Annotated in this window: 16 protein-coding genes; 4 read left to right on the forward strand and 12 right to left on the reverse strand. The window is 73.2% G+C overall.

Annotated elements, in window-relative coordinates; all coding sequences use genetic code 11:
- Nucleotides 1-42: 42 nt before the first annotated feature.
- The 3 genes from AB0G17_RS16675 to AB0G17_RS16685 all read right to left on the reverse strand — a co-directional run bounded on the left by AB0G17_RS16675 (nt 43) and on the right by AB0G17_RS16685 (nt 2,006).
- The gene (locus AB0G17_RS16675) at nt 43-525 is read right to left on the reverse strand and encodes a nuclear transport factor 2 family protein (RefSeq protein ID WP_361382200.1); all 483 of its coding nucleotides are present in this window, start codon (nt 523-525) and stop codon (nt 43-45) included.
- A complete protein-coding gene (locus AB0G17_RS16680) occupies nt 522-1,409 on the reverse strand; it encodes an NAD(P)H-binding protein (RefSeq protein ID WP_361382203.1) in 888 nt (295 codons plus the stop codon). The genes AB0G17_RS16675 and AB0G17_RS16680 overlap by 4 nt, the downstream gene beginning before the upstream one ends.
- 147 nt (nt 1,410-1,556) lie before the next feature.
- Nucleotides 1,557-2,006, reverse strand: a complete 450-nt coding sequence (locus tag AB0G17_RS16685; RefSeq protein WP_361382206.1) for a MarR family winged helix-turn-helix transcriptional regulator — start codon at nt 2,004-2,006, stop codon at nt 1,557-1,559.
- 158 nt (nt 2,007-2,164) lie between these two features.
- On the opposite strand from AB0G17_RS16685, the gene AB0G17_RS16690 reads away from it, so the two are divergent.
- A complete protein-coding gene (locus AB0G17_RS16690) occupies nt 2,165-3,688 on the forward strand; it encodes an MFS transporter (protein WP_361382209.1) in 1,524 nt (507 codons plus the stop codon).
- Between the two features lie 262 nt (nt 3,689-3,950).
- The gene (locus AB0G17_RS16695; protein ID WP_361382212.1) at nt 3,951-5,099 is read left to right on the forward strand and encodes a hydrolase; all 1,149 of its coding nucleotides are present in this window, start codon (nt 3,951-3,953) and stop codon (nt 5,097-5,099) included.
- A 78-nt stretch (nt 5,100-5,177) separates the two neighbouring features.
- Here AB0G17_RS16695 and AB0G17_RS16700 read toward each other — a convergent pair whose 3' ends face one another.
- Genes AB0G17_RS16700 through AB0G17_RS16710 form a run of 3 tightly spaced genes read right to left on the reverse strand, consistent with a single transcriptional unit; the run spans nt 5,178 to nt 7,827 of the window.
- The gene (locus AB0G17_RS16700) at nt 5,178-6,176 is read right to left on the reverse strand and encodes a DUF6081 family protein (protein WP_361382215.1); all 999 of its coding nucleotides are present in this window, start codon (nt 6,174-6,176) and stop codon (nt 5,178-5,180) included.
- A 41-nt stretch (nt 6,177-6,217) separates the two neighbouring features.
- Nucleotides 6,218-6,901: an HAD family hydrolase gene (locus tag AB0G17_RS16705; RefSeq protein WP_361382218.1), complete on the reverse strand. Its 684-nt coding sequence runs from the start codon at nt 6,899-6,901 to the stop codon at nt 6,218-6,220.
- Complete coding sequence (locus AB0G17_RS16710) at nt 6,898-7,827, reverse strand: pseudouridine-5'-phosphate glycosidase (RefSeq protein ID WP_361382221.1); 930 nt, start codon at nt 7,825-7,827, stop codon at nt 6,898-6,900. Before AB0G17_RS16710 ends, AB0G17_RS16705 begins: the two co-directional genes overlap by 4 nt.
- Before the next feature lie 197 nt (nt 7,828-8,024).
- Here AB0G17_RS16710 and AB0G17_RS16715 point away from each other — a divergent pair, with 197 nt between their 5' ends.
- On the forward strand, nt 8,025-9,134 hold the full coding sequence (locus AB0G17_RS16715; RefSeq protein ID WP_361382224.1) for a DUF6081 family protein: 1,110 nt from the start codon (nt 8,025-8,027) through the stop codon (nt 9,132-9,134).
- A gap of 72 nt (nt 9,135-9,206) precedes the next feature.
- On the opposite strand, the gene AB0G17_RS16720 is transcribed toward AB0G17_RS16715, so the two are convergent.
- The 3 genes from AB0G17_RS16720 to AB0G17_RS16730 are packed head-to-tail and all read right to left on the reverse strand — an operon-like array spanning nt 9,207 to nt 12,196.
- Nucleotides 9,207-10,271 carry an aldo/keto reductase gene (locus tag AB0G17_RS16720; protein WP_361382227.1) on the reverse strand — a complete coding sequence of 355 codons (1,065 nt, stop codon included), beginning with the start codon at nt 10,269-10,271 and terminating at the stop codon, nt 9,207-9,209.
- Nucleotides 10,272-10,283: 12 nt separating this feature from the next.
- Entirely contained in the window at nt 10,284-11,189 is a 906-nt protein-coding gene (locus AB0G17_RS16725) for a nitroreductase/quinone reductase family protein (protein WP_361382230.1), read from the reverse strand.
- Nucleotides 11,190-11,239: 50 nt separating this feature from the next.
- On the reverse strand, nt 11,240-12,196 hold the full coding sequence (locus tag AB0G17_RS16730) for a DUF6081 family protein (protein WP_361382233.1): 957 nt from the start codon (nt 12,194-12,196) through the stop codon (nt 11,240-11,242).
- Between the two features lie 186 nt (nt 12,197-12,382).
- Here AB0G17_RS16730 and AB0G17_RS16735 point away from each other — a divergent pair, with 186 nt between their 5' ends.
- Nucleotides 12,383-13,360 (forward strand): acyltransferase domain-containing protein, encoded by a 978-nt coding sequence (locus AB0G17_RS16735; RefSeq protein WP_361382236.1) that lies wholly within the window; start codon nt 12,383-12,385, stop codon nt 13,358-13,360.
- Here AB0G17_RS16735 and AB0G17_RS16740 read toward each other — a convergent pair.
- From AB0G17_RS16740 to AB0G17_RS16750, 3 genes are read right to left on the reverse strand one after another with little or no spacing between them, the layout of a single operon-like run.
- Nucleotides 13,269-14,009, reverse strand: coding sequence for a 4'-phosphopantetheinyl transferase superfamily protein (locus tag AB0G17_RS16740; RefSeq protein ID WP_361382239.1), 741 nt, complete (start codon nt 14,007-14,009; stop codon nt 13,269-13,271). The two genes, AB0G17_RS16735 and AB0G17_RS16740, sit on opposite strands and share 92 nt — an antisense overlap.
- Complete coding sequence (locus AB0G17_RS16745; protein ID WP_361382242.1) at nt 14,006-14,932, reverse strand: MBL fold metallo-hydrolase; 927 nt, start codon at nt 14,930-14,932, stop codon at nt 14,006-14,008. The genes AB0G17_RS16740 and AB0G17_RS16745 overlap by 4 nt, the downstream gene beginning before the upstream one ends.
- The gene (locus AB0G17_RS16750; RefSeq protein WP_361382245.1) at nt 14,929-15,951 is read right to left on the reverse strand and encodes an SRPBCC family protein; all 1,023 of its coding nucleotides are present in this window, start codon (nt 15,949-15,951) and stop codon (nt 14,929-14,931) included. Before AB0G17_RS16750 ends, AB0G17_RS16745 begins: the two co-directional genes overlap by 4 nt.
- Nucleotides 15,952-15,957: the final 6 nt, after the last annotated feature.

Here is a 15,957-nt window from a genome sequence, read left to right on the forward strand (position 1 = left end):
ATCTCGTCCCCGGCCACCCCCGCGCGCGTGTCCGGACAGGCCCTAGTCGAAGAGTTCCTGATCCTGCGTCACCTTGCGGCTGCGCGTGCGCAGTTCGCCGTCCTCGCGGACCAGGACGTCCCGTACCACGCAGCTGGGCGAGATGACCGGCTGGGGCTGACCCGGGCGGGTGGTCACGACGAGCGCGTAGAACTCGGTGTGCACACTGCCGTCCGGCTGCTCCCGCACGTCCAGCATGTTGAACCAGTGCCGGCGCTGGACCGGAGCCGACTTGAAGCGCTGCTCGTTGTATTCGCGCACCTCCCGTGCGATGCCCGCGTGCCCGCGGGCCGGGGGGACGCCGGGGGAGTGTGCGAACACGCCGTCCTGGGTGAAGGTGCGGGCGAACGGCTCCGCCCGCACGGCGTCGAGGAGGTGTGCCTGGCGGGCGTAGAAGAGCTGGACCTCGGCGTAGAGCCCGGAGCGGGCCGGGTCGGCGGCCGATGCCGCCGCCGCGGTGTCGGTGCTGCGTACTGCTGTGTTCACGATGCCTCCTCGAATGACGGCGCCCGGTGCGGGGCGCTGAATGCTGCCAGGTGGTCCTGGGCCCAGGTGCGGAAGGACCGGGGCGCCGATCCGGTGATCTCCCGCACGCTCGCCACGACGGGCAGTCGGCGCCGGATCAAGTAGCGCTCCACTTCGATGAGTTGACGTGCATAGGCCTCCGGGATCCGTCCGGCGGCCAGGCGTACCCACTGCTCCTCCGCGATCCGTGCCACCTTCAGCTCGCGGCCGAGCACCTCGCCGAGCACGCGGACGCGCGCGTGGACGTCGAGCGCCTGGGGTCCCGAGAGCGGCAGTATCCGTACGCCCGGCGGCTCGGGTCCCAGGAGCACGGCGGCCGCGACCTCGGCGATGTCGCGCGGGTCGATCACCGGCACGGCGAGGTCGGGGTGGACCACGCCCACCACGTCGCCGGCCGCGAGGGCGGGAGCCCACTGGAGGGCGAGTGAGGCGAAGGGCCCGGGTCGCAGAACGGTGAGCGGCAGAGCGGTGGCCCGCAGCCGGGCCTCTCCTCGTACGTGCTTGACGAAGAGGGGGTTGTCGAACCCCGGGCCCTGGGGGGCGTCGGCGGAGACGACCACGAGCTGCCGCAGTCCCACCGCGCGGTGCGCGGCCCGGGCGAAAGCCTCGCCCGCGTCCTCGGCCAGCAGGACGAAGGCGGCGTCCACTCCCCGCAGCGCCGACTCCAGCGTGGCGCTGTCGGTCAGGTCGCCGCGTGCGATCTCCACGCCTTGGGGCAGCAGCGCCGCCGCGCTTTCGGGACTGCGGCACAGGGCGCGGACCCTGACGCCGTGTGCGAGCAGCCGCCCGACGAGATGGCGGCCCACCGTCCCGGTGGCCCCGGTGACCAGTACTCCGTGCCCCATGTGCCCTCCAGGCGGTCCGGGGACCGGGCAGGGTGCCCGGTCCCGCGCACAGCTCAGAGGCCGGGGCTCGAATCCCGCTCCAGCACGGCTCGGTCGCCACCCCGGTCGCACCGGAGCCCGGCTCAGCCGGACGCGCCGCGGGGCCGCTTACTCCGTCGCGCCGGAGGCTCCGCTCTCGTACGCCTCCATGGTGCGCACGAACATGGCCCGCTCCTGCGGGGTGAGCGGGTCCAGGGCCTTCTCCCATGCGTCGGCGCCGCGTGCGAGCCAGCCGTTGATGGCTTCGCGGGTCTCCGGGTCCTCGGTGAGGGAGACGATGGTGCGCCGCCGGTCGGAGGGGTCGGCCTTGCGCTCGACGACGCCCTGCCGGTTCAGGTCCGCGACCATGAGGCTCACCGTGGTGGGGGCGACCTCCAGGCGCGCCGCGAGTTCGTTGACGAGGGCCGGGCCGTCGAAGACGAGGTGGGAGAGGAGGGAGAGGTGGCGCGGGGCCAGGTTCATCGAGCGGAGCTGCTCGGGGACGGTGGTGCGCTTCAGCCGCTGCGCGACACGCGGCATCAGCACGAGCATGGCCCGGATCGCGTCGTCCCTGCTCATCCCGGTCTCCCGGGCGGCCTGCCGCTTTCGCTCCGCCTCGCGCTCCGTTGACATCCCGCCGACCCCCTTATAGCTTTGCTTTCAAAGCAAACTCTCTCTTTGCTCGTCCACCCTACCGGACACGTGCGCTCCGGGCCTGCTCAGGAAAGGGATGGCCCATGTCCTTAGCCTCACCTCCCACCACCGCCGCACCCGAGTTCAACCCCCGGCGGTGGGCGGCGTTCATCGTCACGCTGTCGGCGGTCTTCATGGATCTGGTGGACACCACCGTGATCAATGTGGCGCTGCCCTCGCTGAGGGGGGAACTGCACGCGTCGAGCACCCAGCTCGAATGGTCCATCGCCGGGTATGTGCTCGCCTTCGCCTCCGGGATGATCACCGCCTCCCGCCTCGGTGACCGGTACGGCCGACTGCGCGTCTTCCAGCTCGGCCTGGTGGCCTTCACCGTCACCTCCGCGCTCACCGGCCTCGCGGTCAACCCCGAGATGCTGGTGGCCGCGCGGATCGCCCAGGGCGCCTCCGCCGCCCTGATGGTGCCCCAGGTGCTCGCCATGCTGCGCGTCGAGTTCCCGCCCGCCGAGCAGTCCAAGGCGGCGGCGATCTTCGGCCTCAACTTCTCCATCGGCGGTGTCGGCGGCCCGCTCATCGGCGGTCTGCTGCTCAACGCCGACCTCTTCGACCTCGGCTGGCGGCCGATCTTCTTCGTCAACGTCCCCATCGGCATCGCGGCGTTGATCGCCACGCACTACCTGTGCCGCGACTCGCGGGCCGAGCACGCCGCCACCACCGACATCCCCGGGCTGGCCATCGCCACCGCCGCCGTACTGGCGCTGCTCTATCCGCTCGTCGAGGGCCGCACCCTGGGCTGGCCCTGGTGGAGCTTCGCGCTGATGGCGGCCTGCCCGGCGCTGCTGTGGGTGTTCGCGTGGTACGAACGCGGTGTCACCAGGCGCGGCCACGCCCCGCTGATCGATCCCCAACTCCTGCGCGAACGCGCCCCGTTGGGCGGTCTGCTGGTGGCCGTGCTGTTCTTCGCCGGTACCGGCTACACCCTGGTGATCACCGTTCACCTCCAGACCGGGCTGGGCTTCTCACCGCTGCACACCGCCCTGAGCATGGTGCCGTTCGCGGTCGGCGTGGGCCTGTTCACGCCCTTCGCGCCCAAGATCCGGCAGTTCGGCAGGCCGGTCGCGGTGGTCGGCTCGCTGATCTCGGCGGGCGGCATGGGCCTGGTCCTCGCGGCGTTCAAGCGGTACGAGACGGGGCTGCACTCCTGGCAGATCCTGCCCGGACTGCTGGTCGCCGGCCTCGGGGTCTCGATGACCTCGGGCGTGCTCGTCACCACGGTCCTGGCCAAGACCCCGGGCCGGCACGCCGGTGCCGCCGCCGCACTCGTGAACACGGCGATCCAGATCGGCGTCGCGACCGGCATCGCCGTCGTCGGCACGGTGTTCTTCGGGCGCCTCGACGACCAGGGCACCTCCGTGGACGCGGCCGTGGCGGGTCTTGTGACCGTGGTGATCCTGTGGGTGCTGGCCGCGCCGGCCGCGCTCATCCTGCCGCCCGGGCGCCTGGTGTTCGGGCCCGCGTCCGCCCCCGCGCCCCCGAAGCAGGCCGACGCGCAGGACGAGTCGGCGTCCGCCGGGTCGGAGCGCGTGACCTCGCCCCCCGCGTCGGACTGACGCACACCCCCATACGCGGTCCGCGGCGTCCCCCGACGCGGTCCGTCCGGTCTCCCCGGTCGCCCTCCGTCGACCGGGGAGACCGTTGTGCGTACGGGCCGTGTACGCGAAGGGACGACCGCCCGGCCCGGACCGGGGGCTGTCGAGCGCTCGTCAAGGCACTTTCGACCCGCGCGGCCCACGCTCGGGCCCTTCGTCCGTCGCGGGCCGTGCCGCGACACTCCCGAGGGGAGCCCCGTTGTCCGAAACGATCTCCAATCCGATGACCACAGAGCCCGGTTCTGCAGAGCCCGGTTCGCTCCGTCCGCACGAGGCGGCACCGCTGGCCGCCGAGCACGCCCGCGAGGGCGACCGGGAGCGGCGGCTGCACCCCAAGGTGTACGAGGCGCTGCGCGGCGCGGGTTTCGCCCGCCACTTCGTGGCCGCCCGCTGGGGCGGTGACGAAGGCGGCTTCCTGCCGTGCTTCGAAGCGGTCGCCCAGGTCGCGCGGGAGGATCCGTCCGCCGGATGGTGCGCGTCCGTCACGGCGACACTCTCGCGGATGGCGGGCTTCCTGCCCGAGGAGGGGCAGCGGACCGTCTGGGCGGACGGGCCCGACGCGCTGGTCGTGGGGGCGCTCGTGCCCGGCGGCAGCGCCGAGGCCGCACCCGGCGGCTGGCTCCTCAGCGGCCGCTGGCCCTACGTCAGCGGGGTGCACGCCTCCGACTTCGCCCTGCTCGCCGCCCAGGTACCGGTACCGGGAGGCGACCCGGAGGCGCGCTTCCTGCTCGTGCCCCGGTCCGCGTACGACATCGAGCGGACCTGGGAGACGGTCGGGATGCGGGGCACGGGCAGCGACACCGTCGTCCTCGACGAGGTGTTCGTCCCGCGGGCCCACTCCTTCCTGCGCGGCGAACTGGCCTCCGGGCGCACGCCGGGCACGGCACCGGACAGCCTGTGCGTCCCGCTCCAGAACGTCAGCGGTCTGACCTTCGCGGCGCCCATCCTGGGCGCGGCGCGGGGCGCGGCCGAGGCGTGGTCGCGGGCCCTCGCGCGCAAGCGGGCCGCCCGGCCCGGGGCGGACCAGGGCAGCACGGCCGAGCTCGACCTCGCCCGCAGCACCGCCCTCACCGACGCGGCCGAGCTGCTGCTCACCCGTGCGGCGTCGGACGCCGACCGCGGGCTGCTCGCCGAGGCGTGGGCGGGCGCGCGCGCCCAGCGTGACCACGTCGCCGCGGTGGACCTGCTGCTCGACGCCGTGAACCGGCTCCAGCGCACCGGCGGTACCGGTGCGCAGTCCGTCCACGGCGAGCTGCAGCGGTTCTGGCGCGACGCCAACGCCGGCGCGGGGCACGCGGTCCTCCAGTGGGAGCCCGCCGCACGCCGGTTCGGGGCAGCCTCTCTGGCGCGGACCGCCGCCGCGGACGCGTGAGGGCACACAGCTGAGCGGGGCCGCCGGTACGACACCGGCGGCCCCGCTCGCGTACGACTCGTACCGATCCGGGCACCGTTACGGGCTCGGCGTGCTGCTCACCGTGAAGCCGCTGATGGTGAGCTCGGCGCCCTGGCCGAAGAGCCTGTTCTCGTCCCGGCTGTCCTCGTCGACGAAGGACTGCTCGACGGGCTCGCCCCGGTCGGGCCGGTAGTACGTGGTGGCGCGGGAGAGCCGGACCAGGCCCTTGCCGGTCGGCCAGGAGCCGTCGAGCAGGCTCAGCATCCCCATGCCGAAGCTGAGCTGGCGGGGCTCGACCAGGGCCGGGGTGCCGCCCTCGTCGAGGGTGAGCGTGTCCCGGCCCAGGGGGTGCCCGATGCGGTCGACGGTGAGGACCACCTCGCCTTCCAGGAGCCAGCGCACGGTGCCGGCCGCGCGGTCGTAGGAGATCTCGACGTGGTGCCGGTCGCCGGGCGAACGGCGGGCGAGCGGGACGGTGTTGGCGAACGAGCCGTAGCCGCCGAGGTGGCGCCTGGCGAAGTTGGTGCGCCCGTAGAAGGCGTGCACCGCCTTGTTGGTCAGGATGAAGTCGAAGGCGACCGAGGTCTCCGGGTCGATGCTGTTGAGCATCGACCCGGCGAGCCGCAGATCGTCGTCCGGGTCGTCGACGGCGTCCCCGAAGGGGTGCCCCGAGGTGCCGTAGGTCCGCCCCGACACGGTGGCCCCGACGGAGAGGACGCGGCCGGGCTCGGCGTCGAAGCCCTGGAAGCCGGCGGAGGACTGCCGGTTGACGTAGGCGATCCACTTGGCGTGGTCGGCGAAGCCGGGGATCGAGCCCGGCTCGCCGCTCTCGCGCGGGACGGTCCGGGTGAAGGCGGGCTCTCCGGTACGGCTGTTGCGCCCTGGGGACACCAGGCGCAGGCCGTCGCCGTCCGTGGTGATCACGGCGTCGTCGGCGACATGTTCGGCATTGGCCTGCACGAACCGCCAGGGGGCGGCCGGGCCGGACGCCCGCAGGCCGTCCGCGAAGTCGTCGCGCCACAGGACCGTGCGGTCCGTCGTGGTCGGCTGGGTCATCTCAACTCCTCATCTGTACGGGGTCGTCGGGGTCGTCGGGGTCAGGCGCGGGGGGTGACGAGGGCGGCGAGTTCACCGAAGGAGTCCACGACGCGCTCCGCGCCCGCCGCCGTCAGCTCGGCGGCGTCGGCCACCCCGTACGACACGCCGACCACCCGCATCCCCGCGGCCCGGCCCATGCCGGCGTCGGCGACGCCGTCGCCCACGACCACGCACTGGCCCGGGGTGAGACCGAGGCCGTCGGCGACGAGCAGGGCCATCTCGGGGTCGGGCTTGCCGCGCCGTACGCTGTCGTGCCCGGCCACCACGTGGAACAGCTCGTCCACGCCCATCAGGCGCAGCATCCGCTCGGCCGCACCGCGCGGCTTGGAGGTGGCGAGGCCGAGCAGCACGCCTCGGGTACGCAGATGCTGCAGGGCCTCCGGCACATCCGGATACGCCAGTTCCTCGGGGGCGATCCCCTGCAGATGCGCGCGGAACTGGCTCTGGTACTCGGCGACCGCCGCCGCCACCTCGGCATCCTCGGGCGCGCACCCGAGCAGCCGCGCGAAGTTCTGGTCCAACGGCCTGCCGATGAGCGGGCGCACGGCGCTCTCGTCCGCGTCGACGCCCCGGGCGGCCAGCACCTTCAGCGTGATCGTCGCGATGGCCTGCGGGGTGTCGGCCAGGGTGCCGTCGAGGTCGAGGACGAGACCCCGCACGCCCGGCATCGGTGCCGCCGTCACCGCCGCGCCCTCGCCGCCGCGCGCTCGGCGCTCAGGCCGACCGCGAACTCACCCGCTACCTTGGCGGTCCCCAGCAGGACCGAGCGGCCCGCCGCCGCCGTGCGGCCCCTGGTCGCCTTGGAGACCGCGCGCATCAGGAACGGGCTGACCCGGTTGCCGGTGACCCCGGTGCGGTCCGCCTCCGCCAGCGCCTGCGCGATGGCTTCCTCGACGAGCGCCCCGTCGACCGCGTCGGCCTCGTCCACCGGAACGGTCAGCAGCACCGTGCCGCCGCCGTTGACCGCCCAGTGGGTGCGCACGGCCCGTGCGGCCAGACGCAGGTCGTCGACGCGCTGGACCGGGATGTCACCGCCGCGCACATAGAAGAGCGGCAGCCGGTCCGTGCCGTAGCCGAACACCGGCACGCCCGCCGTCTCCAGATACTCGGCGGTGAGCCGAGCGTCCAGGATGCTCTTGGCGCCCGCCGAGACGACGGTCATCCGGGTGCGGGTGAACTGGAGCAGATCGGGTGAGATGTCGAAGGTCTGCTGCGCCCGTCGGTGGACGCCGCCGATGCCCGCGGTCGCGAACACCTCGATGCCCGCCCGCTCGGCGATCACGATGGTGCCCGCGACCGTGGTGGCGCCGAGGCCGCCGCCGGCGAGGGCGAGTCCGAGGTCGCGGGCGCTGACCTTCTGCACCCGCTCGGCGCTCCTGACCTGCTCGATCCGGGCCGAGTCCATGCCCACCAGCACGCGCCCGTCGGCGATGCCGATCGTCGCGGGTACGGCACCCGCGTCGCGCACCGACTTCTCGATGTCCAGGGCCAGTTCGAGCGTGGGGCTGGCGGTGATCAGGGAGGACTCCAGGGCGACCACGGGCCGTTTCTCCTCAAGCGCCGTGGCCACCTCGTCGGAGATCTCCAGGTATGGGTCCATGCCGTCCATGCGTGTCCCGCCCTTTCCGTGGACGTCCGGGAGAACTGATCCGTACTCGCGGGATGCTTCGCAGCACACCTCGAAGAGCGCTGGACCCGCTGTCGACGCGGGCACCCGGCGGTTCGAGCGGGAATCGAGGTCCCGCCGCGACGGTGAGCCGGCGCGGAGCGATCAGGCCTGCGCACTCGACGTATGGAGGAGATCTCATGCCCGTAGAGACTGGAGCGGGCCGACGGCCCTTCGCCCGGTCGCGGCGGATCGCGGTCGGCGTGGTGGCGGCCGCCACCGCGTGCACGGCCCTCACTCTGACCGGTGGTGCCCAGGCCGCCGACCGGGGCGCCGCCCCCGGGGCCGAGAAGGTGCTGTTCCAGGACGACTTCGGCGCCGGTTTCGACGCCCAGCAGACATGGCTGCTCGGCAAGGCCCACACCCCGGCCGGTGAACTCGCCCAGGGCGACGGCATCGTGACGTCCAACGCCGACGGGATCACCGTCGTGCCCACCGGTCGCAATCCCCGAACGGGCCGGCCCGCGTTCGCCGCGACGACCGGGCAGGACGCCACCGGCTTCGGGGGCGGCACCGGCGACCACCTCAAGTGGGTGGCACAGCCGCGCGAGTCCTCGAAGAACGGCTTCGAGATCCCCGCGGCCGGGTCCTGGAGCTGCACCACCGACCTCTCCGTGAAGACGGAGGGCACCGAGAACCACCCCTTCGGCAAGGCGGTGACCGACCCGCAGTCCGACCCGCGCCTCGCCAGCGCCACCGTGATCACGGTGGATCACGCGTCGCACACCGTGGCGAACTTCTCCGTCACCAACACCGAGGTCCACGCGATCTACGAGCGGCTGCCCGTGGAGAACAGCACCTACGCGTCCTTCCACTACTCGGTGCCGGTCGCCAAGCGCACCCCCGGCCAGCCGGTCCGCCTCCAGGTCCGCTACGACGAGGGCGGCAAGCGGGTGACCTGGCTGGTCAACGGGAAGAAGGTGCTGTCCACCGACCGCATCGGCACGCTGGCGTTCGACCGCAAGTACCTGCGGATCGACCACGGCGGCAAGCCGGAGCAGGTCAGGATGTCGTCGGTGCAGTGCGCCCTGGGCACCGGCAACCTGCTGGACGGCGGTGGCGGCGCGCGCGACCGGGACAAGGCCGGCCTGGTACGCCTGGAGGACACCCCGGGCTTCTACGTCGACCCCGCCAAGGGGGCGCCTTCCCCGCAGAAGTTCCACGACGACAAGAGCCTGGAGTCCAACCGGCTCTGGGGCCAGGGCGTCACCCTGAAGGTGCGCGACTTCAAGATCAGCACCACCGGCTGAGCCGTTCCGACCCGGCCGCCGTGCGGGCCCCGTCCGAGGAGGACGGGGCCCGCACGGCTGTACCGGGGGAGCTCAGCGCCGTACGGAGAACAGGTCGTCCGCGACCGCGCGGCCGGTGGTGGTGCGCCGGTCGTCGACGCGCTGCCAGTGCTCGCCGTAGACCATCCGCGTCATGGCCGGGAACTGGAGCATGGTCGTCGGGTATCCGGCCGGCACCGCGCTCACCTCGTCCAGCGCCGCCAACTGCTCCTGGTCCAGGGTGACGTCGACGCTCTCCAGGTTCTGGCCGAGCTGGGTCTCGGAGGTGGCGCCGACCACGGGGATCACCGTGCCGGGGCGCGAGCGGAGCCAGGCGAGGGCGATCTGGGCGGGGGTGCGCCCAGCCTCCTCGGCGATCCTGACGACCTCGCGCACGATGTCGTCGCCCTCGCCGCGCGGCCTGCCCCACGACACCTTGTCGAGGCGGCCCCCCTCGCCCCTGAGGTACTTCCCGGTGAGCCGGCCGTCCGCGAGGGGGCCCCAGGCGAAGGCGGGCAGGTCGAAGGCGTGCGCCATCGGAAGGAACTCCCGCTCGACCGTCCGGTCCAGCAGGTTGTAGTGGACCTGCATCGCCGCGAAGGGCGTCCAGCCCCGCAGTTCGGCAAGGGTGTTGGCCTGGGCGATCTCCCACGCCGGCCAGTTGGACACCCCCACGTAGAGCACCTTCCCGGCGCGCACCTGGTCGTCCAGGGCCCGCATCACCTCGGGCACCGGGGTGAGGGTGTCGCGGGCGTGCACCCACAGGATGTCGAGGTGGTCGGTGCCGAGGCGGCGCAGACTGTCCTCCAGGGAGACGACCAGGTTCTTGCGGTGGTTGCCGGCCGCGTTCACATCGCCGGGGCGGATCTGGAGCGTGTACTTCGTGGTGAGCAGGAAGGAGTCCCGACGGCCGCGCAGCAGCTCGCCGAGGACGGACTCCGCCGAGCCGTGCCCGTACTCGTTGGACGTGTCGATCACATTGCCGCCCGCCTCGGCGAACTGCTCCAGGAGTCTGCCGGGGAGCCCCTTCGGCAGATCCCAGTCGCTCCCGAACGTCATGGTGCCCAGGGCGAGTTCCGAGACGCGCACGCCCGTCCTGCCGAGGACTGTGTAACGCATGTGCGGCACGGATCAGCCCTCCAGGGCGGGCAGCAGGGTCTCTTCCTCGTACGCGAAGTGCGCCTCCAGGCCCGACACGACGCGGTCCAGCTCGCCGCGCAGCCGCTCCAGGTCGCCTTCGCCGCCCGACAGGCCCTTCTCCAGCACCTCCTCGAACTCGGCCAGGGCCGTCTCCACCACGTGGTGTTGCTCGCGGAGCTTGGTGATGGCCGGGACGAGATGGGGGAACCTCGCCTCGAACGCGGAGAACGAGCCGTCTTCGCGGATGTGGTGCATCTGGAGGCCGTAGCAGTACGTCAGGCAGCGGGCGCGCAGCTGCTCGGTGAGCTCCGCGGCGCCGGGACCGGCCGCGTCGTCACCGCCGAGTGCCTTCTCCAGCGCGCCGCGCAGGCGCGCCAGCTCGGCGCGCAGGTCGCTGTGGTGCTTGACCAGCTGCTGGCCGATCATGCGGCTGCGCTCGTTGTCCCCACCGAGGTCCAGCGGCCGCAGGGCGACCACCGGGATCTTGCGGTCGGTCTTCGCCTCGTAGTCGCGGAAGGCGGGGTCGATGGTGCACTGGAGCTCCCAGTAGCGGTCGCGCTCCTCGCCCTTGAGCTCCTCGGCGCGCGTGGCGAAGGGCTTGGCGGCGCCTTCCTCGGTGCCTATCTCCAGCGTGACCTGGGGGCTTTCCAGAAGGTTGTGGTACCAGTCCGGGTTCTTGTCCCGGCCGGCGTTGGAGGCGAAGACCAGATAGCGGTCGCCGTCCTTGTAGTAGATGGCCGGGTTGGTGTGGGGTTTGCCGGTCTTCCTGCCCATGGTCGTCAGCAGCACCATCGGCGCGCCCTCGAACATGCCGCCCACCCGGCCGTTGTTCGCCCGGAATTCCTTGATGACCCGCTCGTTCCAGCTCAGGCCGCTGTCCGCTTGCTGTTCACTCATGGGGGCCTCCGTCACCAGTCTATTTGCTTTTAAAGCAAAGCAACTTAAATCTATGCAGCCCCGACCGCGCTGTCAACCGCCGTCCGGACCGCCACCTCACGCACGTGGAGTACCGCGCCCGCACCCCACGACCTGCTCCGCGGCAGGCTCTCGGCGTCCACGAACTCCTGGGCGTGCGGGGCGCCTTCACGCGCGGAGAAGTAGTGACCGGGGGTGGGGTTCAGGCGCACCAGACCCCGGCCGTCGGGGCCCGCGCCGTCGAGCATCGTGAGCATCCCGATCCCGCAGACCAGACGGCTCAGCCGCACCGGCTCCCCCTCCTCGCCGCCGTGGTCGAGCAGCATGTGCCGCCGGTCCGGCAGCCGGTGTCCGAGCCGCCCGACGCGCAGCACCTCGCCGCCGTCCACCCGCCATACCACCCGCCTGCCGCCGTCCTCGACGCTGACGGTCAGGCGGTGCCACTGCTCGGGGCCGCGGACGGCCACCGGTACGGCGTACGAGAACGCGGCGTACGACGAACCGGGGGAGGGGACCCGCTCGTACAGCGCGTAGATCCGCGTGTTGGTCAGCACGAAGTCGCACACGACGTGGCTGACCGGGTCCATGGTGATCATGGCTGCGGTCGCGAGGCGCACATCGCTGTCGGGGTCGGGGACCGCCGTCCCGAAGGGGTGCCGCTCCCCGCCCAGGCTCAGCGCCGACAGGGTCATCGAGCAGTCGAGCCGACCCGTGACGGGCACCTCGAACGCTCTGCGCCCGGGGTCCGAACCGCCCACGAGCGCCACCCACTTGATGTGGTCGCCGGGCCCGGACGCGACCGCGTCCCGGTCGGCGGCGCAGGTGAACGCCGGCTGTCCCGTCTCCGGGTCGATGCCCGCCGGTGCGACGGTCAGACCCTCGTGCGAACAGGTCGCAACCGCCTTCTCCAGCGGCGGCACCTGCCAGCGTCCGGCCGTGTCGAACCCGTGCCGGAAGTCCTCCTGGAAAAGTGTCCGGTCATGCGTCATCCGGTCCTCCTGCGTGGTCCTGTGTGGTCCTGGGTGGTGGTCCTGGGGGTCGGGAGTGCGCCGACTGTCGGGTGGTGGCGACGAGTTCCGCTTGAGCATCGGTCCACCTCGTATCGAGACCGCGCCGACACCTTCTGAGCCACAGACCAGCGGGCGGGCGATCCGGCCCGGCCGGGAGGAGGCGCCGTGAAAAGCCGAAGGGCCGTGCTGTTGTTGCCCGGCCAGGGGTCCCAGCGCGAGCGCATGGCCGCCGGACTGTACGGAAGGCAGCCCGAGTTCACCGCCCGCATGGACGAGTTCCTCGCGGCCGCCGGCGGTACCGGGACCCGCCTCGCCGAGCAGTGGTTGCGCCCGGCACCGAATCCGGAGATGGACACGGCGGAGGTGGCCCAGCCGCTGCTGCTCGCCGTGGGCCACGCGCTCGGCCGGGCGGTGGGCGCTGCGGGCCGGCCCCCGCACCTCCTCCTCGGGCACAGTGTGGGGGAGCTCGCCGCGGCGTGCCTCGCCGGCGTCTACAGGGCCGCGGATCTGGCGGCGGTGGCCGCGGCACGCTCGCGCGCGCTTCACGGCAGCGGCCTGGGCGGGATGCTCGCCGTCGCCGCGGCACCGCACGACCTCCCCGGCGATCTCGGGCCCGTGAGCGTCGCGGCCGTCAACGGGCCGCGCCAGACGGTCCTCTCCGGCCCGCTCGCCCCACTGGAGACGGCGCACGCGCGGCTGCGCGCCTCGGGCCGCACGGTACGGGCGCTGCGCTCCGGGCACGCGTTCCACAGCCCGTCGATGACGGAGGCGGCCCGGCGGTTCGGCCGGGAGCTCGCCCGGCTGCGCCCCGGCGTACCGCACACCACGGTGATCTCGTCCCGTACCGCCGAGCCCGTCACCCCGGCGCAGGCCCGCGACGCGTCGTTCTGGGCCGACCAGCTCGCCCTGCCCGTACGGTACTGGCCCGCTCTCAAGGCCATCCTGGACGCCGAGGGGACCGAGCCCGGGCTGCTGCTCCTGGACGCCGGCACCGACCGCACCCTGAGCGCCCCCGCGCGCCACCACCCCGCCGTACGCGGGGGCGCCAGCCTCATCGTGCCGCTGCTCGCTCCGGCGCGGGAGACCGGAGGGCCCGCGGACCTGACGGCGTTCGAGGAGGCGCTGACGGTACTGGGCGGGTGAGCCCGCGGTGGACGACCGTCACCAGCAGCCCGGCGGCGAAGCGATAGCTTCCGCTGAGCTCCGGCAGCGCGAGGCGGGTGGGGCGGACGGTGAGCACGCCCCCCGCCTCGTCACGGGGATCCATCCGCACCTCGGCGTCCCGGAAGGACAACGGGCGGCGGGCGTGGGGATGCCATGCCTTGTAGACAGCCTCCTTGGCGCTGAACAGCAGCGTCGCCCACGGCAGGGTGCATCCCGACGCCGCCTGCAGAAAGCGCAGTTGGCTCAGCTCCCACTCCGTGGCGATGGAGGCGGCCGCCCGTTCCGAGAGCGGACGGGACCTTTCCGCGTCGATGCCGAGCGCCACCCCGTCCGCCGCACGGGCCGCCACGGCCGCGCGGTACCCGGCGCAGTGCGTGATGCTGCCCAGGGTGCCGGCCGGCCAGACGGGCGCACCCCGCGCGTCGCGTGGCAGGGGGCCGCTCGCGGGGGCGCCGAGTGCCGCCAGGGCGCTGCCGGCGCAGGCCCGCCCGGTGGCGAACTCCCGGCGCCGTCGGTCCACCGCGCCGGGCGGGAGGAACCGCAGCTCGGCCGGGTGGGGCGCGGCGCCGGGCGGGTCGCGGAACGCCTCCGCGCCCCGCGCCCACCCGGGAACCAGCTGCTCGATCACGCGTAACAGGCGGGCAGGTGGCCGCCGTTGAACTCCACCATCTCACCGAAGATCGCGACCGCGTCGAGGGTCACGCCCTCGGCCCCGCCGCGCAGCTCCACATAGGCCCGGTGCAGATTCCCCACCAGACGCTCGGGGTCCCGCCACTCCGCATAGGGGTGGGCTCCGATCGCTCGCGCCGCCTCGATCGGGTCGAGGCCGGCGGCGAGCGTCTCCTCGGCGGTTCGGCGCAGCCACCGCAGGTATTCCGCCGTCCGGTCCAGCACCTCCGGCCCGCAGACCGGCCCGTGGCCGCCGACCACGACCCGGGGCCCGAGGGCGCGCAGCCGCTCGATGGTCCGCAGATACCCGTGCAGCGACCCCATGAGGAGGAACGGGGTGCAGTCGGGCATCAGCACATCGCCCGCGAACAGCACCCGCTCCTCGGGCAGCCACACCACGGTGTCGTTGGTGGTGTGCGCGGGGCCCACATACAGCAGCTCCACCGTGCGCTGGCCGAGGTGGAGGACCATCCGGCCGTCGTACGTCTGGTCCGGCAGCCGCAGTTCGATGCCGCCCCACTCGACGTCCGGCCACAGGCCCATGAGCCCGAGCCCGGCACCGGCCATCTCCGTACGGGCGAGCTCGTGCGCGAGGATCGTCGTCTCCGGGCCCGCGACCAGCGCGTTGCCGAAGCAGTGGTCGCCGTGGAAGTGGGTGTTGACCAGCAGTCGCGGCGAGCGCGGGGTGAGCCTCGCGATGGCGGCCCGCAGGGCGAGCGCGCGGGCTTCGGTGGCGGCCGTGTCGACGACCACCGGTCCGCGGTCCCCGTCGAGCAGCACCCCGGCGTTGTTCAGGCACCAGCCGCCCGGCTTCTGGAGGTAGGCGTGGACACCGTCCGCGACCTCCAGCATCTGGGCGGGCGGCAGCAGGGTCTGGGTCATCGCCCGCCGCCTCCCGCCACGCCCGGCCCGCTGCCCGCATGGAGGCGGCAGCTCTCCAACGTCCGCATGCTGTTGCCGCTCAGGAGCGCCCCGGCCCGCTGCCGTGCCTCGGCCAACGAGGTGCCGGGCCCGAACACCTCCTCCACCGCCGCCGGATCGAGCGCCACCTGGTGGCGGGCGGTGACCCGGGTGCCGCCCGCGACGGGGGTGACCACCCACTCCCCGCTGTGCCCGCGCAGCCCGCGCGGCACGGTCGTCTGCTTGTACGCGATGCGCTCGTGGGGGAAGCACAGCCGCACCGACTGGGTGGCGTGCACCGAGCCGTCGTCGGTCCTGGTCCTCATGTCGAGGGTCTGCACGAGCGCCCCGTCGGCGTCCGCCTCCGCGCTCTCCTCCAGGTCGAGCCCCGCGACGTGGGCCACCCGCTCGGGCCACAGGTCGGCCCGGTACAGGAAGTCGTACACCTGCTGGGGCGAGCTGTGGATGACCGTTTCCTCACTCACGGAGAACACCAACTCCTCCACGGGGTGCGCGAGGTCGGCCCACCGCGCGACCGCCGCGACCTCCGCCCGGCTGTTGCGGTCCAGCGCCTCGGCGATCTGCCGCTCCTGCCCCGGCGTTCCCGACACCGACCACTCGTGGCCCAGCGCCATGCGGGTCCGGTCGGCGGACGTCTCCTCGAAGTGCCAGTGGCCGCTCATCCACTCGACGGGCGGGCCGGGCGCCTCCTGGCGGAAGTCGACGCGCAGCCGCTCCTCGTCGAAGAGCCGTAGCGACGTCCAACTCCGTACCTCCGTCCCGACGATGGCCCACAGCCGGATGCGTTCGGAGTCCCGGTCGCTCTCCAGGACCCGGGCCGCCAGACAGGGCGGGAACAGCACCGGCCAGCGGGTGACGTCGGCGACGAGCCGGTAGGCGCGGCGCGCGGGCGCGGCGAGCTCCGCGTGGTGCTCCGCGCTGCGCAGGGGCGTGGCCGTGCGGTGCTGTCCGGCCGGCTCGACGGCTGACTCGATCGACATGCGCGA

Origin of the sequence: Streptomyces sp. NPDC023838, assembly GCF_040639555.1 — a bacterium.
GTDB lineage: Bacteria > Actinomycetota > Actinomycetes > Streptomycetales > Streptomycetaceae > Streptomyces.

Coding starts and splice junctions, on each gene's coding strand:
- AB0G17_RS16715 (WP_361382224.1), top strand. CDS start 8,025: ATGCCCGTAGAGACTGGAGCGGGCCGACGGCCCTTCGCCCGGTCGCGG.
- AB0G17_RS16710 (WP_361382221.1), bottom strand. CDS start 7,827: ATGGACGGCATGGACCCATACCTGGAGATCTCCGACGAGGTGGCCACG.
- AB0G17_RS16695 (WP_361382212.1), top strand. CDS start 3,951: ATGACCACAGAGCCCGGTTCTGCAGAGCCCGGTTCGCTCCGTCCGCAC.
- AB0G17_RS16680 (WP_361382203.1), bottom strand. CDS start 1,409: ATGGGGCACGGAGTACTGGTCACCGGGGCCACCGGGACGGTGGGCCGC.
- AB0G17_RS16685 (WP_361382206.1), bottom strand. CDS start 2,006: ATGAGCAGGGACGACGCGATCCGGGCCATGCTCGTGCTGATGCCGCGT.
- AB0G17_RS16745 (WP_361382242.1), bottom strand. CDS start 14,932: ATGACCCAGACCCTGCTGCCGCCCGCCCAGATGCTGGAGGTCGCGGAC.
- AB0G17_RS16750 (WP_361382245.1), bottom strand. CDS start 15,951: ATGTCGATCGAGTCAGCCGTCGAGCCGGCCGGACAGCACCGCACGGCC.
- AB0G17_RS16730 (WP_361382233.1), bottom strand. CDS start 12,196: ATGACGCATGACCGGACACTTTTCCAGGAGGACTTCCGGCACGGGTTC.
- AB0G17_RS16700 (WP_361382215.1), bottom strand. CDS start 6,176: ATGACCCAGCCGACCACGACGGACCGCACGGTCCTGTGGCGCGACGAC.
- AB0G17_RS16690 (WP_361382209.1), top strand. CDS start 2,165: ATGTCCTTAGCCTCACCTCCCACCACCGCCGCACCCGAGTTCAACCCC.
- AB0G17_RS16725 (WP_361382230.1), bottom strand. CDS start 11,189: ATGAGTGAACAGCAAGCGGACAGCGGCCTGAGCTGGAACGAGCGGGTC.
- AB0G17_RS16720 (WP_361382227.1), bottom strand. CDS start 10,271: ATGCGTTACACAGTCCTCGGCAGGACGGGCGTGCGCGTCTCGGAACTC.